The sequence below is a fragment of the Rahnella aquatilis CIP 78.65 = ATCC 33071 genome, from assembly GCF_000241955.1.
Lineage (GTDB): Bacteria > Pseudomonadota > Gammaproteobacteria > Enterobacterales > Enterobacteriaceae > Rahnella > Rahnella aquatilis.
In genome coordinates this window covers 4,360,382-4,376,740 of sequence record NC_016818.1, presented here as the reverse complement: position 1 = coordinate 4,376,740, position 16,359 = coordinate 4,360,382, and the positions used below count along the sequence as shown (strand labels likewise).

Here is a 16,359-nt window from a genome sequence, read left to right as displayed (position 1 = left end):
TTATGACCGCACTTTATCTGGCTTCCGGGTCACCACGTCGCCGTGAATTACTGGCCTTGCTGGAACTGCCTTTCGAGCGTCTGGTGACTGAAGTTGCAGAAGAGCGTCAGCCTGACGAAGCCCCGCAAGATTATGTTTTACGGCTGGCGAAAGATAAAGCGCAGGCCGGTGTGGCGGTCGCGGCAGAGGATTTGCCGGTGCTTGGCGCAGATACGATTGTGGTCCTCGACGGTAAAGTGTTGGAAAAGCCACGTGACCAAGCGCAAGCCGCTGTTATGCTGAAGGCATTGTCTGGAAAACAGCATCAGGTGATGACCGCCATTGCGTTTGCTGACAGGCAGGAATGCCTCAATACGTTGGTTGTGACCGATGTCACCTTCCGTTCACTATCCTGCGACGATATTGCACATTATATTCTGAGCGGTGAGCCCATGGATAAAGCGGGCGCTTATGGTATTCAGGGAAAGGGCGGTTGTTTCGTCCGTGAAATTCGTGGCAGTTACTATGCAGTTGTGGGCCTTCCTTTAGTGGAAACTCAGGAACTGTTTAATGAATTTTCTGCCTTACGCGAGCTTAGGAGAAAACATGACAGCTGAATTACTGGTCAATGTCACCCCGTCTGAAACCCGCGTGGCTTACATTGACGGTGGCATTCTGCAGGAAATCCATATTGAGCGCGAGACCAAGCGCGGGATTGCCGGCAACATTTATAAAGGGCGTATCAGCCGTGTTCTGCCGGGTATGCAGGCCGCATTTGTTGATATCGGTCTTGAAAAAGCCGCGTTTTTACATGCTTCAGACATCATGCCGCACACTGAATGTGTGGCGCGTGACGAACAGAAAAATTTCCACGTGCGTGACATCGCAGAACTGGTGCATCAGGGCCAGGATCTGATGGTGCAGGTGGTGAAAGATCCGCTTGGCACCAAGGGCGCACGCCTGACGACAGACATTACGTTGCCTTCCCGCTATCTGGTGTTCATGCCCGGTGCGTCACACGTGGGTGTTTCGCAGCGTATCGAAAGCGAAGCTGAGCGTGATCGTCTCAAACGTATCGTTTCTGAATATTGTGATGAGCATGGTGGCTATATTATTCGTACCGCAGCCGAAGGTGTGGGCGAAGAAGAACTCAAACAAGATGCGGCCTACCTGAAACGCTTGTGGACCAAGGTGATGGAGCGCAAGCGTCGCAACAAAACCAAGTGCAAGCTGTATGGTGAGCTGGCGCTGGCGCACCGCGTACTGCGTGATTTTGCCGGTGAAGCACTGGACCGTATCCGCGTTGACTCCCGTCTGACGTATGAATTGCTGGTCGAATTTACCAGCGAATACATGCCTGAAATGACCAGTAAGCTGGAGCATTACAGCGGCAAGCAGCCTATTTTCGATCTGTTCGATGTGGAGAACGAAATCCAGCGTGCCCTTGAGCGCAAGGTGGAACTCAAGTCCGGCGGTTATCTGATTATCGACCAGACCGAAGCCATGACCACCGTGGATATTAATACCGGTGCGTTTGTTGGTCATCGCAATCTGGAAGACACTATTTTTAACACCAACACCGAAGCGACGCAGGCCATTGCCCGTCAGCTGCGATTGCGCAATCTCGGCGGCATTATCATCATCGACTTCATTGATATGTCCAATGAAGATCACCGCCGTCGCGTGTTGCACAGTCTTGAGCAGGCGCTGTCGAAAGACCGCGTGAAAACCGGCATTCACGGTTTCTCCGCGCTCGGTCTGGTGGAAATGACCCGCAAACGTACCCGCGAAAGCGTCGAACATGTGCTGTGCAGCGATTGTCCGACCTGTCATGCACGCGGCACGGTGAAAACCGTGGAAACCGTCTGCTATGAAATTCTGCGTGAAATCGTGCGTGTACATCATGCCTACGATTCTGATCGTTTCCTGGTTTACGCGTCTGCCGCAGTAGGGGAAGCGCTCAAGGGAGAAGAATCCCATGCACTGGCCGAAGTGGAAATTTTCGTCGGCAAGCAGGTGAAAGTGCAGATCGAGCCGCTGTACAGTCAGGAACAGTTCGATGTCGTCATGATGTGATCCGATGGCTATTCGTCTGAAGCATCAGGAAGTTAAAGGTTTCCATTGCCGTCTGTGCGGGTGAAACCCTGCATGGAATGGAAAACAAGGAGAGAGGTTTGAGGCGACTGCCCGGTATTTTATTAACCACCAGCGCAACCCTTGTCGTGATAGTGGCTTTGGTGATCAGTGGCTTGCGTCTGGCATTGCCTCAGTTGACCCGCTTTCAGGATCAACTGGTCGGGAAAGTCGAGGCGGTCACGGGCGTACCGATCGAATTATCGCAAGTCAGTGCCAGCTGGAAAACCTTTGGGCCGATTATGGAGATCCGCGGCCTTCAGGTGACATTGCCTGATTCAAAGTGGCAGGTTCAGCGCATTACCCTGGCGCTGGACGTCTGGCAATCCTTGCTGCATTTCCGCTGGCAGTTCCGCGACCTCACTTTCTACAATTTACAGCTGGATTTAAACAGCACGCTGGGGGGGGAAAGCAATAAAGGCAATGCTATCCAGCCAAACCGCGTCAGCGATATCTTCCTCAGACAGGTCGACCATTTCGATCTGCGTAACAGCCGCATTTCCTTCCTGACCCCTTCCGGCCCACGTGCGGAATTCGACATTCCTCAGATGACCTGGCTGAACAGCCACAACCGCCATCGCGCCGAAGGGCAGCTTAGCCTGTCGAGTTTTAACGGGCAGCACGGCATTGTGCAGTTACGTATGGATCTGCACGATACCAATGGTCTGCTCAATAACGGGAAAATTTATCTTCAGGCCGACGATATCGACATGAAGCCGTGGTTCAGCCGGTGGTTGCGCAATAATACCGGTGTGGAAAGTGCTAACTTTAGCCTCGCGGCGTGGCTGACGGTGCGTAATGGCGATATTTATGCCGGTGACGCATTGCTGAAAAATGGCTCTGCCACCTGGAAAAATGGCACCGACAAACACCAGCTCGATGTTGATAATCTGACATTGCACGGCAACCGTCAGGGTAACGGCTGGCAGATTGGCACGAAGCAGTTGAATCTGAAAACCGATGGTGTGGCCTGGCCGAAAGGCCGGCTTGAGGCACTTTATCTGCCGGAAAATAACCAGTTTCTCGGGCCTTCGCAGGGCGAAGAGCTGCGCATCCGTGGCACCCATCTGCAACTGGAACGCTTAGGCCCGGTAATCCCGACCATCTCTTTCCTGACCCCGGCTTTACTGGAGCGCTGGCAGGATCTGAAGCCTGCGGGTTATGTCGACCGCCTCGCGCTGGATATTCCGCTCAGGCAGCCGGATCAGACCCGTTTTGATGTGAACTGGCGCGATGTCAGCTGGCAGCGCTGGGAACTGCTGCCGGGCGTTAACCATTTCAGCGGTGGCCTGAAAGGGAGCGTGGCGGGCGGGCAGATGACGGTGAAATTACAAGACAGCCTGCTGCCGTTCGGTGAAATGTTCCGTGCACCGCTGGACGTCAGTGCGGCGACCGGGACCTTTAACTGGACGGACGGTAAAGAAGGTTGGTCATTGTCAGGTAAAGACGTGGATGTCAAAGCCAGCGCGTTGTGGGCGAAAGGCGATTTTCGCTATAACCAGCCTGTCAAAGGCGAGCCGTGGCTGAATATTCTGGCCGGTATTCGCCTGTATGACGCCAGTCAGGCCTGGCGCTATTTCCCTGAGCCGCTGATGGGTAAACATCTGGTGGATTATCTGAGCGGCGCGATCCGGGCCGGTCAGGTTGATAATGCCACGCTGACTTTCAACGGCAATCCCCAGCATTTCCCGTTCAAAAAGAACGAAGGACAGTTTGAAGTCTGGGTTCCGCTACGCCACTCGACCTTTGCGTTCCAGCCAGGCTGGCCAGCGCTGACCGATCTGGATATCGATCTTGATTTCCTCAATGACGGCCTGTTTATGAAGGCCGCGCACACCAAACTGGGCAACGTGGACGGCAACAATGTCGTTGCCAATATTCCTGATTATCTGAAAGAAAAGCTGTTTATTGATGCTGACCTTCGCGGGCAGGGTAAAGATATCGGCGACTATTTCATGGATACACCGCTGCATGACTCGCTGGGCTCGGCGCTACAGGAATTGCAGATTGGCGGTGAAGTGAATGGTCGCTTACATCTGGATATTCCGCTGGATGGTGAACCTGTGCGCGCATCCGGTGGCGTCACGCTCAATAACAACAGCCTGTTTATCAAACCGCTGAACAGCAAAATCAGCCAGCTCAGCGGTCAGTTCAGTTATGACAACGGCAACCTGCAAAGTAACCGGCTGACCGGCAACTGGTTCGGGCAACCGGTCAATGTGATGTTCAGCACCCAGGAACTGCAAGACCATTTCAACGTGCAGGTAGGGCTGGACGCGAACTGGCAAATGTCGAAGATCCCCGGCTTGCCAGCGGCAGCAGCCAGTAAAATTTCTGGCGGGACGCCATGGAAAGGTGACGTTAATATCACGCTGCCTCACAAAGGTACGCCAACGTATACCGTGGATGTTAACGCCGATCTGAAAGATGTGAGCAGTCACTTACCCGACCCGTTGAATAAGAAAGCCGGGCAGCCGATGCCGCTGGTAGTGAACGTTAAAGGTGACCTTCACAGCTTTAATCTGCAAGGCGTGCTGGCGGGCAAAGACCATTTCAACAGCCGCTGGCTGCTGGGCAAACAGCTGAAACTCGATCGCGCATCGTGGCAGGCAAACAGCAAAAAAACGCCACCCTTGCCGGATGACAGCAGCCTGACGCTGCATCTGCCCGCGCTTGACGGCGAAAGCTGGCTGGGTTTGCTGTCGCCGGATAAAGCGACGCAGGACACTAATACCAAACTGGCCGGTTTCAGCTTCCCGCACCAGATTATCCTGACAACGCCTGCGCTAACGTTGGCCGGACAGGTCTGGAATGACCTGACCCTTACCTCGGTGCAGGGACATCAGGGCATGGAGGTCACTGCCAAAGGTAAGGAAATCGATGGCATGCTGAACATGAATGACAACGGCCCGTGGCTGGCGAATATTAAATACCTCTATTTTAATCCGCAATGGACGCCGGAAGACGTGGCCACCAGCGCACCACCGGGCGGTAATCCGTCTGCTAACGATAAGGTTTCGTTTGCCAGCTGGCCGTCATTACAACTGCGCTGCGAGGCCTGCTGGTTCCTCGGCCAGAACTTCCGCAAAGTGAACGCCGACCTGACACCGCAAGGCGATCAGCTGATGTTGCGTAACGGTCTGATAGATACCGGTGTGGCGCGTCTCGACGTACAGGGCGACTGGAAGCAGGACGGGCAGGGCGAAAACACTGGCCTGAAAGGCAAGCTGACCGGTAAAAATATTGAGCAGGCCATGTCATTCTTTGGTGTGACCACGCCGCTGAAAGGCGCGCCGTTTGACGTTAACTTCGATCTGCACTGGAAATCCGTGCCGTGGAAACCGGATATCAGCACGCTGAATGGCACCTTGAAAAATACGCTGGGGAAAGGTGAAATTGCAGATGTGGGAACGGGCCGCGCCGGACAACTGCTGCGACTGGTCAGCTTCGATGCGTTGCTGCGCAAACTGCGTCTCGATTTCAGCGATACCTTTGGTCAGGGCTTCTATTTTGACTCGATCAAATCCACTGCCTGGATTAAAGACGGCGTACTTCATACCGACGATCTGCTGATTGATGGTCTGGAAGCAGATATCGCCATCACCGGGAAGGTCAATTTCGTGAATCAGCAACTGGATCTCGAAGCCGTGATTGCACCGGAAATTTCCGCCACCGTGGGCGTGGCGACGGCGTTCGTCATCAATCCGGTGGCGGGCGTTGCGGTCTTCGCTGCCAGCAAAGTACTGGCACCGCTGTGGAATAAAATTTCGCTTATCCGCTATCAGATTGACGGCACTATTGCAGAACCGCGCATCAACGAAATTCTGCGTAAGCCGGTTGAACATCCGAAAGCCGCCGCTGCACAGTAATCTCACCGGCGAAGGTGGCAGGAAACCTCGTTCGTGCTGTGTTAGGCTGTTAATAACCTTGTAACAATGGATTGTCTGGCAGGTTGACCGTTTTTATCACGGTCAGCCCGCCGGATTGTCGTCTAAAAGAGAGTGAACATCTATGAGTCTGGCCTTAGTCAGTGAGCAGTTACTAACTGCCAATAATCTGAGTCATCAGGATCTGTTTTCCATTTTGGGCCAGTTGTCTGAACGTCGTCTCGATTATGCCGATCTCTTTTTCCAGTCCAGTTTCCATGAAGCCTGGGTGATCGAAGACAGCATCATCAAAGACGGTTCTTACAATATCGATCAGGGCGTCGGTGTCCGCGCAGTCAGCGGTGAAAAAACCGGTTTTGCTTACGCTGACCAAATCACCCTGAATGCCCTGAACCTGAGTGCAACGGCTGCCCGCAGTATTGTCCGCGAGCAGGGCAATGGCAAAGCACACACGCTGGGCGAAATCGCCTACAAATCTCTTTATTCGCCACTGGATCCGCTGCAAAGCCTGCCACGCGAAGCAAAAATCGAACTGCTGCACCGCGTCGACAAAATTGCCCGAGCGGCCGATAAGCGTGTGCAGGAAGTCAGTGCCAGCATCACCGGCGTGTATGAAAACATCCTGGTGGCTGCCACTGACGGCACGCTGGCGGCAGATATTCGCCCGCTGGTGCGCCTGTCCGTGAGCGTTCTGGTTGAACAGGACGGACGTCGTGAGCGTGGCTCAAGTGGCGGCGGCGGTCGTGTCGGTTATGACTACTTCCTCGAAACCGTTAACGGTGAAGTGCGTGCGGAAGCTTTTGCCCGTGATGCCGTGCGTATGGCATTACTGAATCTGACCGCAGTGGCGGCGCCTGCGGGCGGCATGCCGGTGGTTCTGGGCGCGGGCTGGCCGGGCGTGCTGTTGCACGAGGCGGTAGGCCACGGTCTGGAAGGTGACTTTAACCGTCGCGGGACTTCTGTATTTAGCGGTCAGATGGGCAAACAGGTGGCGTCTGAACTCTGCACCGTGGTGGATGACGGTACGATCCCGAATCTGCGCGGTTCGCTGGCGATTGATGATGAAGGTGTGCCGGGTCAGTACAACATGCTGATCGAAAATGGCGTGCTGAAAGGTTATATGCAGGACAAACTGAATGCGCGCCTGATGGGTGTTGCGCCGACCGGCAACGGCCGCCGCGAATCTTACGCACACCTGCCGATGCCGCGTATGACCAACACCTATATGCTCGGCGGCAAATCCACGCCGGAAGAGATCATCAGCAGTGTAGAGTTTGGCCTGTATGCGCCAAACTTCGGCGGCGGTCAGGTGGATATCACCTCGGGTAAATTCGTATTCTCTACGTCCGAAGCATATCTGATCGAAAAAGGCCGCATCACCAAACCGGTGAAAGGCGCGACGCTAATCGGCTCGGGCATTGAAGCGATGCAACAGATTTCCATGGTCGGCAACGATCTGGCGCTCGATAAAGGCGTCGGCGTATGTGGTAAAGAAGGCCAGAGTCTGCCGGTCGGGGTCGGTCAGCCAACCCTGAAACTGGATAATCTCACCGTCGGCGGCACTGCGTAGCAGAAGATTATTTCGGTGTTATTCCTCCTCTTTCATAAGGGGAGGGTTAATTCCACTGCGTGATTTTCTTTCCCTGCCTGTAACCCTGATACACCTTACTCACCCGTTTGAAATAATCCGTCAGATAATCAATGCAGACCTGCACCTTCAGCGGGAGTTTGTCTTTTTCGGTATACAGCGCATAAACCGGGCGCGGATCAGACTGATAGCGTCTGAACAGAATTTCCACCTCACCGGCATTGATCTCCTCAATCACCCACATCAGCGGCACATACGCGATACCGACACCGGCTTTCAGCCAGCGGATCATGGTCTGCGAATCGTTGGTGACGAAACGGCCCTGTGGCGTAATGCGGGTCGAAATACCTTCGGGGGCGATGAGTTCGAATTCACTGTCCGGGCGGACGCTGTATTCCAGCCAGGAAAAATTCACCATATCGGCGGGTTTCTCCGGCGTGCCGTGTTGCGCCAGATAACTGCGCGCCGCGCACACCACCATCGGCATTGAGCCTAAACGGGTGCTGAACAGACTGGAATCCTGCAACGCGCCGACGCGGATCACCAGATCCAGCCCGTCAGCGATGAGATCCGGTGCAGGAATGCCGGTTACCAGATTCACCGTGAGGCCGGGGTATTCGGTGAGCATTTCTGCGGTCATGGCAGCAAGAACATTTTGTGCCATTGTCGATGAGCTGCCGATGCGTAATGTGCCGGTCGGGGTATTGTTGAAGGAATACAATTGTTCATGCACTTCACGCACATCGTGCAACATTTTCCGGCAGCCCTGATAGTAAATCTTACCGGCTTCTGTCAGGCCAAGACTGCGGGTGCTGCGGTTTAGCAGTTTGATTTGTAAATCATTTTCCAGCTTTGAAATCGTCTGACTGATGGCGGAAACGCTCATGTCGAGGCGTCGTGCGGCCGCCGTGAACGAGCCGCTTTCCACCACCTGAGCAAAGATCGACATGCGTTTTAATCGGTCCATTGTTAACTCTGGCTTAAAAGTGATTTAGATCACAGAACGTTGATCCGTTGATAATAAGCACGCTAATATACCCTTCCGGGCGATAAAGCTCAGGTTTCAGTTTTCCTGACATCATGCTTACCTTCGCACACTCCCCTGGCAACTCTGCGGCTTCATTGCTCTGCTCCCGTTGAATTATTTTTCTCCGGGTCGCGTGCCGTTGCCTAAAATAACCCATGATGCGTGCGCGGGACGATATGTGTTTGTCCGTCGTAATAATGTAAGGAATTTTTGATGAGTTTGCTTCCGGTAATGGTGATTTTCGGATTGTCGTTTCCTCCGGTGTTTTTTGAAATATTGCTGGCTCTGGTGGTGTTTTTCCTGCTGCGGCGCGTATTGCAACCCACCGGAATTTATGACTTTGTCTGGCACCCGGCGTTGTTCAACACAGCGTTGTACTGCTGTCTTTTCTACCTGATCTCCTGCATGTTCGTCTGAGGGCGTTGTGAAAAATTTCTCCATAAAAATAATACGTTACACAATAACGTTGATTCTTGTCGTGCTGGCTGTCATCGCAATCTTCAAAGCCTGGGCGTTCTATACAGAATCTCCATGGACCCGTGATGCCAAATTTACCGCTGACGTGGTGTCTATCGCGCCCGATGTCACCGGTCTGATTACCGATGTGCCGGTGGTTGATAACCAACTGGTGAAGAAAGGGCAGGTGCTGTTCAAAATCGACCAGCCGCGCTACCAGCAGGCGCTGGACGAAGCGAGTGCTGACGTCGCGTATTACCAGGCGCTGGTTTCTGAGAAAAAACGCGAAGCCGGACGCCGTGTGAAACTGGGCGTTCAGGCCATGTCGCAGGAAGAAATCGATCAGGCAAATAACGTGCTGCAAACCGCTCAACATCAGATGGCGAAAGCGCAGGCTGCACGGGATCTGGCGATACTGGATCTGGAACGTACCGTGGTTGTTGCACCTGCCGACGGCTGGGTCACTAACCTGACCGTCCATCCGGGCAACTACATCAACCGTGGTTCGACCGCCGTGGCGCTGGTGAAGAAAAATTCCTTCTATATTCTGGCCTATCTGGAAGAAACCAAACTGTCCGGGCTGAAAAAAGGTGATCGTGCGGAAATCACGCCGCTCGGCAGCAACCGCATCATGCACGGTACGGTCGACAGCGTAGCGGCCGCGGTGACTAACAGTTCCTCTTCTGCGGCGACCAACGGTCTGGCGACTATCGACAGCAACCTCGAATGGGTGCGTCTGGCGCAGCGTGTGCCGGTGAAAATCCTGCTTGATGCTGAAGATCAGCAACATCCTTATCCGGCAGGTACCACGGCGACGGTGGTGATTACCGGCAGCCATGACCGTAAACAAGATGAAGGATCCCCGTTCCTTCGCCTCCTGCATCGTCTGAGAGAGTTTGGTTAAGGCCGGAAAGATGAATAGCGTACTTATCCCGCGTGTGCGTTTTGCCTGCAAGCTAACGTTCGCGATCCTCGGCGCACTGGTTCTCGGCTTTTATCTGCAACTCGAAACTCCGCGCTGGTCGGCCATGACCGCCGCCATCGTGACGTCCGGCCCTGCGCTGGCCGCGGGGGGAGAACCCTTTGCCGGTGCTATTCGTCATCGTGGTTTTCTGCGTGTTATCGGCACTTTTATCGGCTGTATCGCGGCGCTGGTGATCGTGATTGCCACCGCCCGCGCGCCGGTCGTTATGCTGTTGCTGTGTTGCATCTGGGCGGGCGTGTGCACCTGGTGGTCATCGCTGGTGCGTATTGAGAACTCGTATGCGCTGGGTCTGGCCGGTTATACCGCACTGATTATCGTGGTGACGTCTGCCAGTTCCCCCCTGCAAACGCCGCAGTTTGCGGTTGAGCGTTGCAGTGAAATCGTTATCGGGATTTGCTGTGCCATCGTCGCTGACTTACTGTTCTCTCCCCGTTCCATTAAAAAAGATATCGACCGCGCCGTCAGTCAGCTGATGTTGGATCAGTTTGCGCTGATGCGGATTTGCGTGAACAGCGGGACGAAGGAAGACATCGATAATTCCTGGAATAACCTGGTAAAAAGCACCACTGCGCTGAACGGTATGCGTGGCAGCCTGATGATGGAGTCTTCACGCTGGCAGCGATGCAATCGTCGCCTGAAAGCGCTGCACAGCACCTCGCTGAGCATGATCACGCAGGCGTGTGAAACCTATCTGATTTTACAAAACTCACCGGAGCGGATTTCGCCTGACCTGAAAGCGTTGTTCGCTGAACCTGCTGAAACCGTGGCGGATGTACACCGCAGGCTGAAACAGTTGCGCCAGATAATTACCGGCATGCACAGCGACAACGTGCTCATGACGGTCAGCGCCTGGACCGGTGCCGGCACCCGTGCGCTGTTGCTGATAAAAGGCATCCAGACCAACAGCAGTATCAGCGTCATTGAAAGCGGTGTGCTCGACGGTGAAGTGGTCGTGCGGCCTGTTTCGGCTGAACGTCATCATGCGCTGGTCAACGGCCTGCGAACCTTCACTGCAACAGCTATCGGCTGCCTGATGTGGTTGTGGACAGGCTGGACGTCGGCCAGCGGCTGCGTGATTATCATTGCTGTGGTGACCTCGCTGGCGATGCGTACGCCAAATCCGAAAGGCATGGCTATGGATTTCATCATCGGCATGTTGCTGGCGATCCCGGTCGGTTCGATGATGTTTATGCTGATTATGCCCGCGACGCAGCAGAGTCTGTTCCTGCTGTGTCTGATGCTGGGGATCTTCACTTTCTTTATCGGTATCGAAGTGACCAAGCGTCGTCTCGGTATGCTCGGATTGCTGGCGGGCACCATTAATATTCTGGTGCTCAGCAATCCGATGGTATTTAACGTCACGTCGTTTCTGGATAACGCGATGGGGCAGGCGATCGGTACGGTTATCGCGATGGCGGTGTTACTGATTGTGCGGGATAAATCCCGTGAGAAAACCGGCCGTACGCTGCTTAACCGCTTCATGAGCAGCGCGGTATCGGCGCTGACCACCAAAGCATACCGGCGTCGTGAAAACCACCTTCCGGCGCTTTATCATCAGCTGAACCAGTTGCTGGTGATGTTCCCGAATGACATCGGCAAATACCGTCTGGCGCTGATGCTGATTATCGCCCACCAGCGCATGAAACTGGCCGAAGTGCCGGTGAATGACGAGCTGTCAGCGTTCCACAAGAAAATACGTAACACCGCCGATCATGTGGTGTCGTCCTCAGGCGAAGGCAAACGCACCTATTACTATCAGCGTTTACTGAAAGAGCTGGGCGAATATCAGGAAAAACTGGTTGAGTACGACGCACCGCTGAAAGTCACTGAGCCGGTGCGGCGTCTGACCGAGATGCTGCACCGTTATCAGCATGCGTTCCTTGCCTGACCGGCGGCTATTTCAGGAAAGCCTCACGGTCGCTGGCGGTGATCGGACGTAATACGCGGCAGGGTACACCTGCCGCGACCACATCCGGGGGAATGGATTTGGTCACCACACTGCCAGTCCCAATCACGCTGTTACGCCCAATGGTCACACCCGGATTGACTATCACGCCGGTGCCCAGCCAGACATTATCTTCAATGACAACCGGCAGCGAGAATTGCTGTCCGGTGATGCGGATGTCAGGATCGATGGGATGTCCGGCGATCCTTCGCCCATGTCCGTATACAACTCACCCTTATTCATCTTTTCGCGCGTCGACATACCGTGTTCCTTTGTCAGAGAATGGCGGAGTAAAACCCGCAGTCTACTGACAAAGAAATGGGATGTGAACGTACGACAATTTTATTGCATCAACTATGCGACACGGGTCTCGCGGCGCGGGCTGACCGGTGTGTCGTCTTCCTCGTCATCCTGCGGGATTTCCAGTTTTTCATGCCCGGAAGCCACACCCCAGTAATAGCAAACCAGCGTCACGACCACGACCAGTACCATGTCCAGCGGGCTGGAAATCGCACCCGTTCCGCCGTAGGTGCCGAAGTAAGAGAGAATGAAAATAGCGATGTAATAAGCCAGCAGCCACCACGCGCTCTGCACATCACGTTTGAAATGCTGATCTTTCTTGCCGAACAAAACGTACGCTACCCACGCAATGACCAGGATCGGAATCAGCAATTCGTTCACCGACCAGCCGCTCCAGTAAATCAGCAGAGTACTGGCGACAAACGCCAGCGGGCTGAGCAGGCCAAACACCGGCAACCGGAACGGACGTGGCAGATTTGGTAACCGTGAGCGCATAACACCGGCGTTGACCGGACCGGGCATATAGGTGAACACGGTCGCGGACGTCACGGCACCGATCAGCCCGCCCCAGACCTGAAATTCAGACGGCAGCGTCCAGGCAATGGCCAGAATCAGCGACAGCCAGAGTGCGCCGCGCGGTACGCCGGATTTCGGATCGACTTTCGCGAAAATTGAGAACAGATGGCCGTTCTTCGCCCAGGCAAACAGCACGCGGGAAGCCCCGGCGAGATAGATATTCCCGGTCCCTGCCGGAGAAATGACGGCGTCGATCAGGATCAGGTTAATCAGCCACGTAATGCCCAAACTGCGCGCCAGATCGGCATACGGCGACTGGAAGATCGTTTTCAGCCCGACCCAGCCATGTGCGCTGAGGATGTCGGCGGGCACCGCGCCCATAAAGGCGAACTGCAACAGAATGTAGATCACGAAGCTGATGCCAATGGCCAGCATGATGGCGATCGGGATATTGCGCTGCGGGTTTTTCGCCTCGCTGGCGAAATCCACCGCCTGACGGAAACCGAGATACGCAAACACAATGCCAGCGCCGGTCAGCGACGAGAAGATACCGTGCACGCCGCCCGGTGCGGTGCCCGGTACGCTCAGGTTACCGCCGTGGAAATAGCCGAACAGCGTCACAATCACCATCAGCGGGACGATGAATTTGAAGGTCGTAATAATGGTGTTGATGCGTCCGAAGAAACTGACGCTCCAGTAGTTCAGCAGGAAGAAACCCACCAGCAGAACGATTTGCATCACAAAGCCGAGGCCGGTCGGGCTGCCGTCGGTCTGGCCCAGCGCGGGCCACCAGTACATCGCATACTGACGCACGGCTTCCACTTCCACGCCAGCAGTACTGGTGTACGCCAGCAGCGAACTCACGCCGATAACAAAACCCACCACATTACCGTGCGTGTAATTCGGATAGCGGACAAAACCCCCGGCACGCGGAATGGCGGCGGCAAGCTCGGCAAATACCAGCCCAATCAGCAGCACCATCACTGCGCCGAGCAGCCATGCCCAGCCGGTTAATCCGCCCGCATAACCGGAACTGGTCAGTGCCGCATAAAGCCATCCTGAACCGATCATGGAGCCGACACCAAGTAATGTCAGATCCACCAGTCCTAATTTCTTTTTCAACGTCCCCTGAGTCATAGGATCCTCTTTAGGGTTGAAGAGTTGGGAAGACGGCAGAAACCTTCACTGCCAAAAAGGGAATTTGCACCGGCGCAGGAATTGCGCGGTCGGAAGGTATTGAGCAGGAACCATGCCAGTCATGTGATTTGCATCACATTCTGTCCCTGACGGCGGAAATCACACTCTGCTTATGGTTTGCATGCTATCTGATGGCGCAAAAACACACCGGGAAGGTCACGCCATGCACCTGCGGGGTGCAGCTGACGCCTCATGGTTATGCGGAGGTTTTGGCTAATCTCAGCAGAAAAGCCTGGTGTAACTGAATGTTACAAGCACAGAACGCTAAATGCCCTGTGCCTTCGCCTTCCTTTTTAGAGTCTATACTTACTGCCATATCCCGTGTTGAACGGCATAAATCAGGAGGATCCCTTATGTCTGCCCACCTTGAAAAACTTTCCGCCCATCATTTGTTCAGGACCGGCTATTTTGCCGGGGGTAAATGGCTCGAAGCCAGAGAAACGTTTGATGTGCTGAATCCGGCCACCGGCGAGGTGGTGGCTAAAGTGGCAAAAGCCGGTAAAGCAGAAACGGAAGCTGCCGTGAAGGCGGCCAGTGACGCGTTCCCTGAATGGCGCAAAACCACGGCAAAAGCGCGTTCTGAAATTCTGCATCGCTGGTATGAGCTGATGCTGGAAAACAAACAATTCCTCGGCGAACTGATGGTCGCCGAACAGGGCAAGCCGCTGAAAGAGGCGCTGGGCGAAGTCGATTACGCCGCCAGTTACCTGCAATGGTTTAGCGAAGAAGCCAAACGCGCCAACGGCGAAATCATTCCTCCGGCCAAATCCGGCTCACGCATTCTGGCGACCCGCGAACCCGTCGGTGTGGTGGCGGCGATCACGCCGTGGAATTTCCCGCTGGCGATGCTGACCCGCAAACTTGGACCGGCGCTGGCGGCAGGTTGTACCGGCCTGATTAAACCGGCCAGTAACACGCCGCTGTCGGCGTTTGCCTTGTTGCAACTGGCGCAGGATGCGGGTGTGCCGGACGGCGTGATCAACGGCGTGGCCGGTGACACCGGGGCTATCAGTGAAGTGATTATGGCGAGCGATGCGGTACGTAAAGTCTCCTTTACCGGCTCGACGGAAATCGGCAAAACGCTGGTGCGTAACAGCGCCGACACCATGAAAAAAGTATCGATGGAACTCGGCGGCAATGCTCCGTACATCGTGTTTGACGATGCCGACATTGAGGCTGCCGTGAAGGGCGCGATCACCTGTAAATTCCGTAATACCGGTCAGGTCTGTGTGTGCATCAACCGCATTTATGTGCAGGACGGCGTGTACGAGGCGTTTACCTCGCGGCTGGTGGAAGAAGTGCGCAAGCTGAAAGTCGGCAACGGCATGGACGAAGGCGTGATTGTCGGGCCGCTGATTGATATCAAAGGACTGGAGAAAGTCGAAGAGCACGTCAAGGACGCGCTGGAGAAAGGCGGACGCCTGATGGAGGGCGGCCAGCGCCACAAACTTGGCGGCAACTTCTTCCAGCCGACGGTCATTATTGATGCCACTGATGACATGAAAGTCGCGCATGAAGAAACCTTCGGTCCGCTGGCGGCCTGTTTCCGTTTCAAAACGGAAGAGGAAGTGATTAAACGCGCCAATGACACACCTTTCGGCCTGGCGGCGTATTTTTACAGCCAGAATTTGCAACGTATTTTCCGCGTTGCGGATGCTATTGAAAGCGGGATGATCGGCATTAACGAATGTGCGATTTCCAACGAAGCCGCGCCGTTTGGCGGCGTAAAAGAATCCGGCCTGGGGCGCGAAGGTTCGGTGCTGGGGCTGGAAGAATATTTGCAGGTGAAAACACTGCATTTAGGGAATCTGTAAGTCAGCTTTCCAGACGTTATTTTTTAAGAAACAATAAAACAGAAACAGTTTCATTCTGGCTAAACACAAAGGGCGTCAATGAAGGCATTTAACGGGCGGCGTGCGCGTAATCTGATGATGGCAGCCGCCGTGATTTTCGGGCTGTGCGGGGTCGCGGGGCAGGGTGTCGCGAAAACGACATATAATCAGGGCACAATAGTTGCGGGCACCGATGAACAAACGGTGATCGGCTATTTGCGCCAGAATCATAAACTGCCTGAAAATTACCTCACCAAGAAACAGGCGCGCGAAGCGGGCTGGGATGCACGTTCCGGGAATTTATGTGATGTATTGCCAGGCAAAGCCATCGGTGGTGATCGCTTCTCAAACCGGGAAGGACGTTTGCCTTCGGCGTACAAAAGGGTATGGCGTGAAGCGGATATTAACTATCGCTGCGGGCGTCGCGGTGCTGACCGCGTGTTGTTTGCCAGCGACGGGCTGATTTATGTCAGTAAAGACCATTATCAGAACTTCGTTCGGGTGGAGTAATGTC

At 54.6% G+C, this 16,359-nt stretch carries 11 protein-coding genes and 1 pseudogene; 9 read left to right on the top strand and 3 right to left on the bottom strand.

Annotation, left to right across the window (positions count from 1 at the left end):
* The first annotated feature begins 2 nt into the window (after positions 1–2).
* From RAHAQ2_RS19790 to tldD, 4 genes are all read left to right on the top strand, one after another.
* Positions 3–596 (top strand): Maf family protein, encoded by a 594-nt coding sequence (locus RAHAQ2_RS19790; protein WP_015698923.1) that lies wholly within the window; start codon positions 3–5, stop codon positions 594–596.
* Positions 586–2,055 carry a ribonuclease G gene (gene rng / locus RAHAQ2_RS19785; protein ID WP_013577287.1) on the top strand — a complete coding sequence of 490 codons (1,470 nt, stop codon included), beginning with the start codon at positions 586–588 and terminating at the stop codon, positions 2,053–2,055. Before RAHAQ2_RS19790 ends, rng begins: the two co-directional genes overlap by 11 nt.
* 98 nt (positions 2,056–2,153) lie before the next feature.
* Positions 2,154–5,981 carry an AsmA2 domain-containing protein YhdP gene (yhdP, locus tag RAHAQ2_RS19780; protein ID WP_015698922.1) on the top strand — a complete coding sequence of 1,276 codons (3,828 nt, stop codon included), beginning with the start codon at positions 2,154–2,156 and terminating at the stop codon, positions 5,979–5,981.
* 142 nt (positions 5,982–6,123) lie between these two features.
* The gene (gene tldD, locus RAHAQ2_RS19775; RefSeq protein WP_015698921.1) at positions 6,124–7,569 is read left to right on the top strand and encodes a metalloprotease TldD; all 1,446 of its coding nucleotides are present in this window, start codon (positions 6,124–6,126) and stop codon (positions 7,567–7,569) included.
* A gap of 46 nt (positions 7,570–7,615) precedes the next feature.
* Here tldD and aaeR read toward each other — a convergent pair whose 3' ends face one another.
* The gene (gene aaeR, locus RAHAQ2_RS19770; protein WP_015698920.1) at positions 7,616–8,554 is read right to left on the bottom strand and encodes an HTH-type transcriptional activator AaeR; all 939 of its coding nucleotides are present in this window, start codon (positions 8,552–8,554) and stop codon (positions 7,616–7,618) included.
* A 273-nt stretch (positions 8,555–8,827) separates the two neighbouring features.
* Between aaeR and aaeX the strand changes: the two genes are divergently transcribed.
* From aaeX to aaeB, 3 genes are read left to right on the top strand one after another with little or no spacing between them, the layout of a single operon-like run.
* Positions 8,828–9,031, top strand: a complete 204-nt coding sequence (gene aaeX / locus RAHAQ2_RS19765; protein WP_015698919.1) for a p-hydroxybenzoic acid efflux pump operon protein AaeX — start codon at positions 8,828–8,830, stop codon at positions 9,029–9,031.
* A gap of 7 nt (positions 9,032–9,038) precedes the next feature.
* On the top strand, positions 9,039–9,974 hold the full coding sequence (aaeA, locus tag RAHAQ2_RS19760) for a p-hydroxybenzoic acid efflux pump subunit AaeA (protein ID WP_015698918.1): 936 nt from the start codon (positions 9,039–9,041) through the stop codon (positions 9,972–9,974).
* Between the two features lie 10 nt (positions 9,975–9,984).
* The gene (gene aaeB, locus RAHAQ2_RS19755; protein ID WP_015698917.1) at positions 9,985–11,943 is read left to right on the top strand and encodes a p-hydroxybenzoic acid efflux pump subunit AaeB; all 1,959 of its coding nucleotides are present in this window, start codon (positions 9,985–9,987) and stop codon (positions 11,941–11,943) included.
* A 7-nt stretch (positions 11,944–11,950) separates the two neighbouring features.
* On the opposite strand, the pseudogene RAHAQ2_RS19750 reads toward aaeB, so the two are convergent.
* Together RAHAQ2_RS19750 and RAHAQ2_RS19745 are read right to left on the bottom strand one after the other, a co-directional pair.
* Positions 11,951–12,202 (bottom strand): annotated as a pseudogene (locus tag RAHAQ2_RS19750) (DapH/DapD/GlmU-related protein); the annotation flags it as partial.
* A gap of 152 nt (positions 12,203–12,354) precedes the next feature.
* Positions 12,355–13,953 carry an APC family permease gene (locus RAHAQ2_RS19745; protein WP_015698916.1) on the bottom strand — a complete coding sequence of 533 codons (1,599 nt, stop codon included), beginning with the start codon at positions 13,951–13,953 and terminating at the stop codon, positions 12,355–12,357.
* A gap of 413 nt (positions 13,954–14,366) precedes the next feature.
* On the opposite strand from RAHAQ2_RS19745, the gene RAHAQ2_RS19740 reads away from it, so the two are divergent.
* Both RAHAQ2_RS19740 and RAHAQ2_RS19735 read left to right on the top strand, forming a co-directional pair.
* Positions 14,367–15,827 (top strand): NAD-dependent succinate-semialdehyde dehydrogenase, encoded by a 1,461-nt coding sequence (locus RAHAQ2_RS19740; RefSeq protein WP_015698915.1) that lies wholly within the window; start codon positions 14,367–14,369, stop codon positions 15,825–15,827.
* Between the two features lie 78 nt (positions 15,828–15,905).
* Positions 15,906–16,355 (top strand): ribonuclease domain-containing protein, encoded by a 450-nt coding sequence (locus RAHAQ2_RS19735; protein WP_015698914.1) that lies wholly within the window; start codon positions 15,906–15,908, stop codon positions 16,353–16,355.
* Positions 16,356–16,359 lie beyond the last annotated feature (4 nt).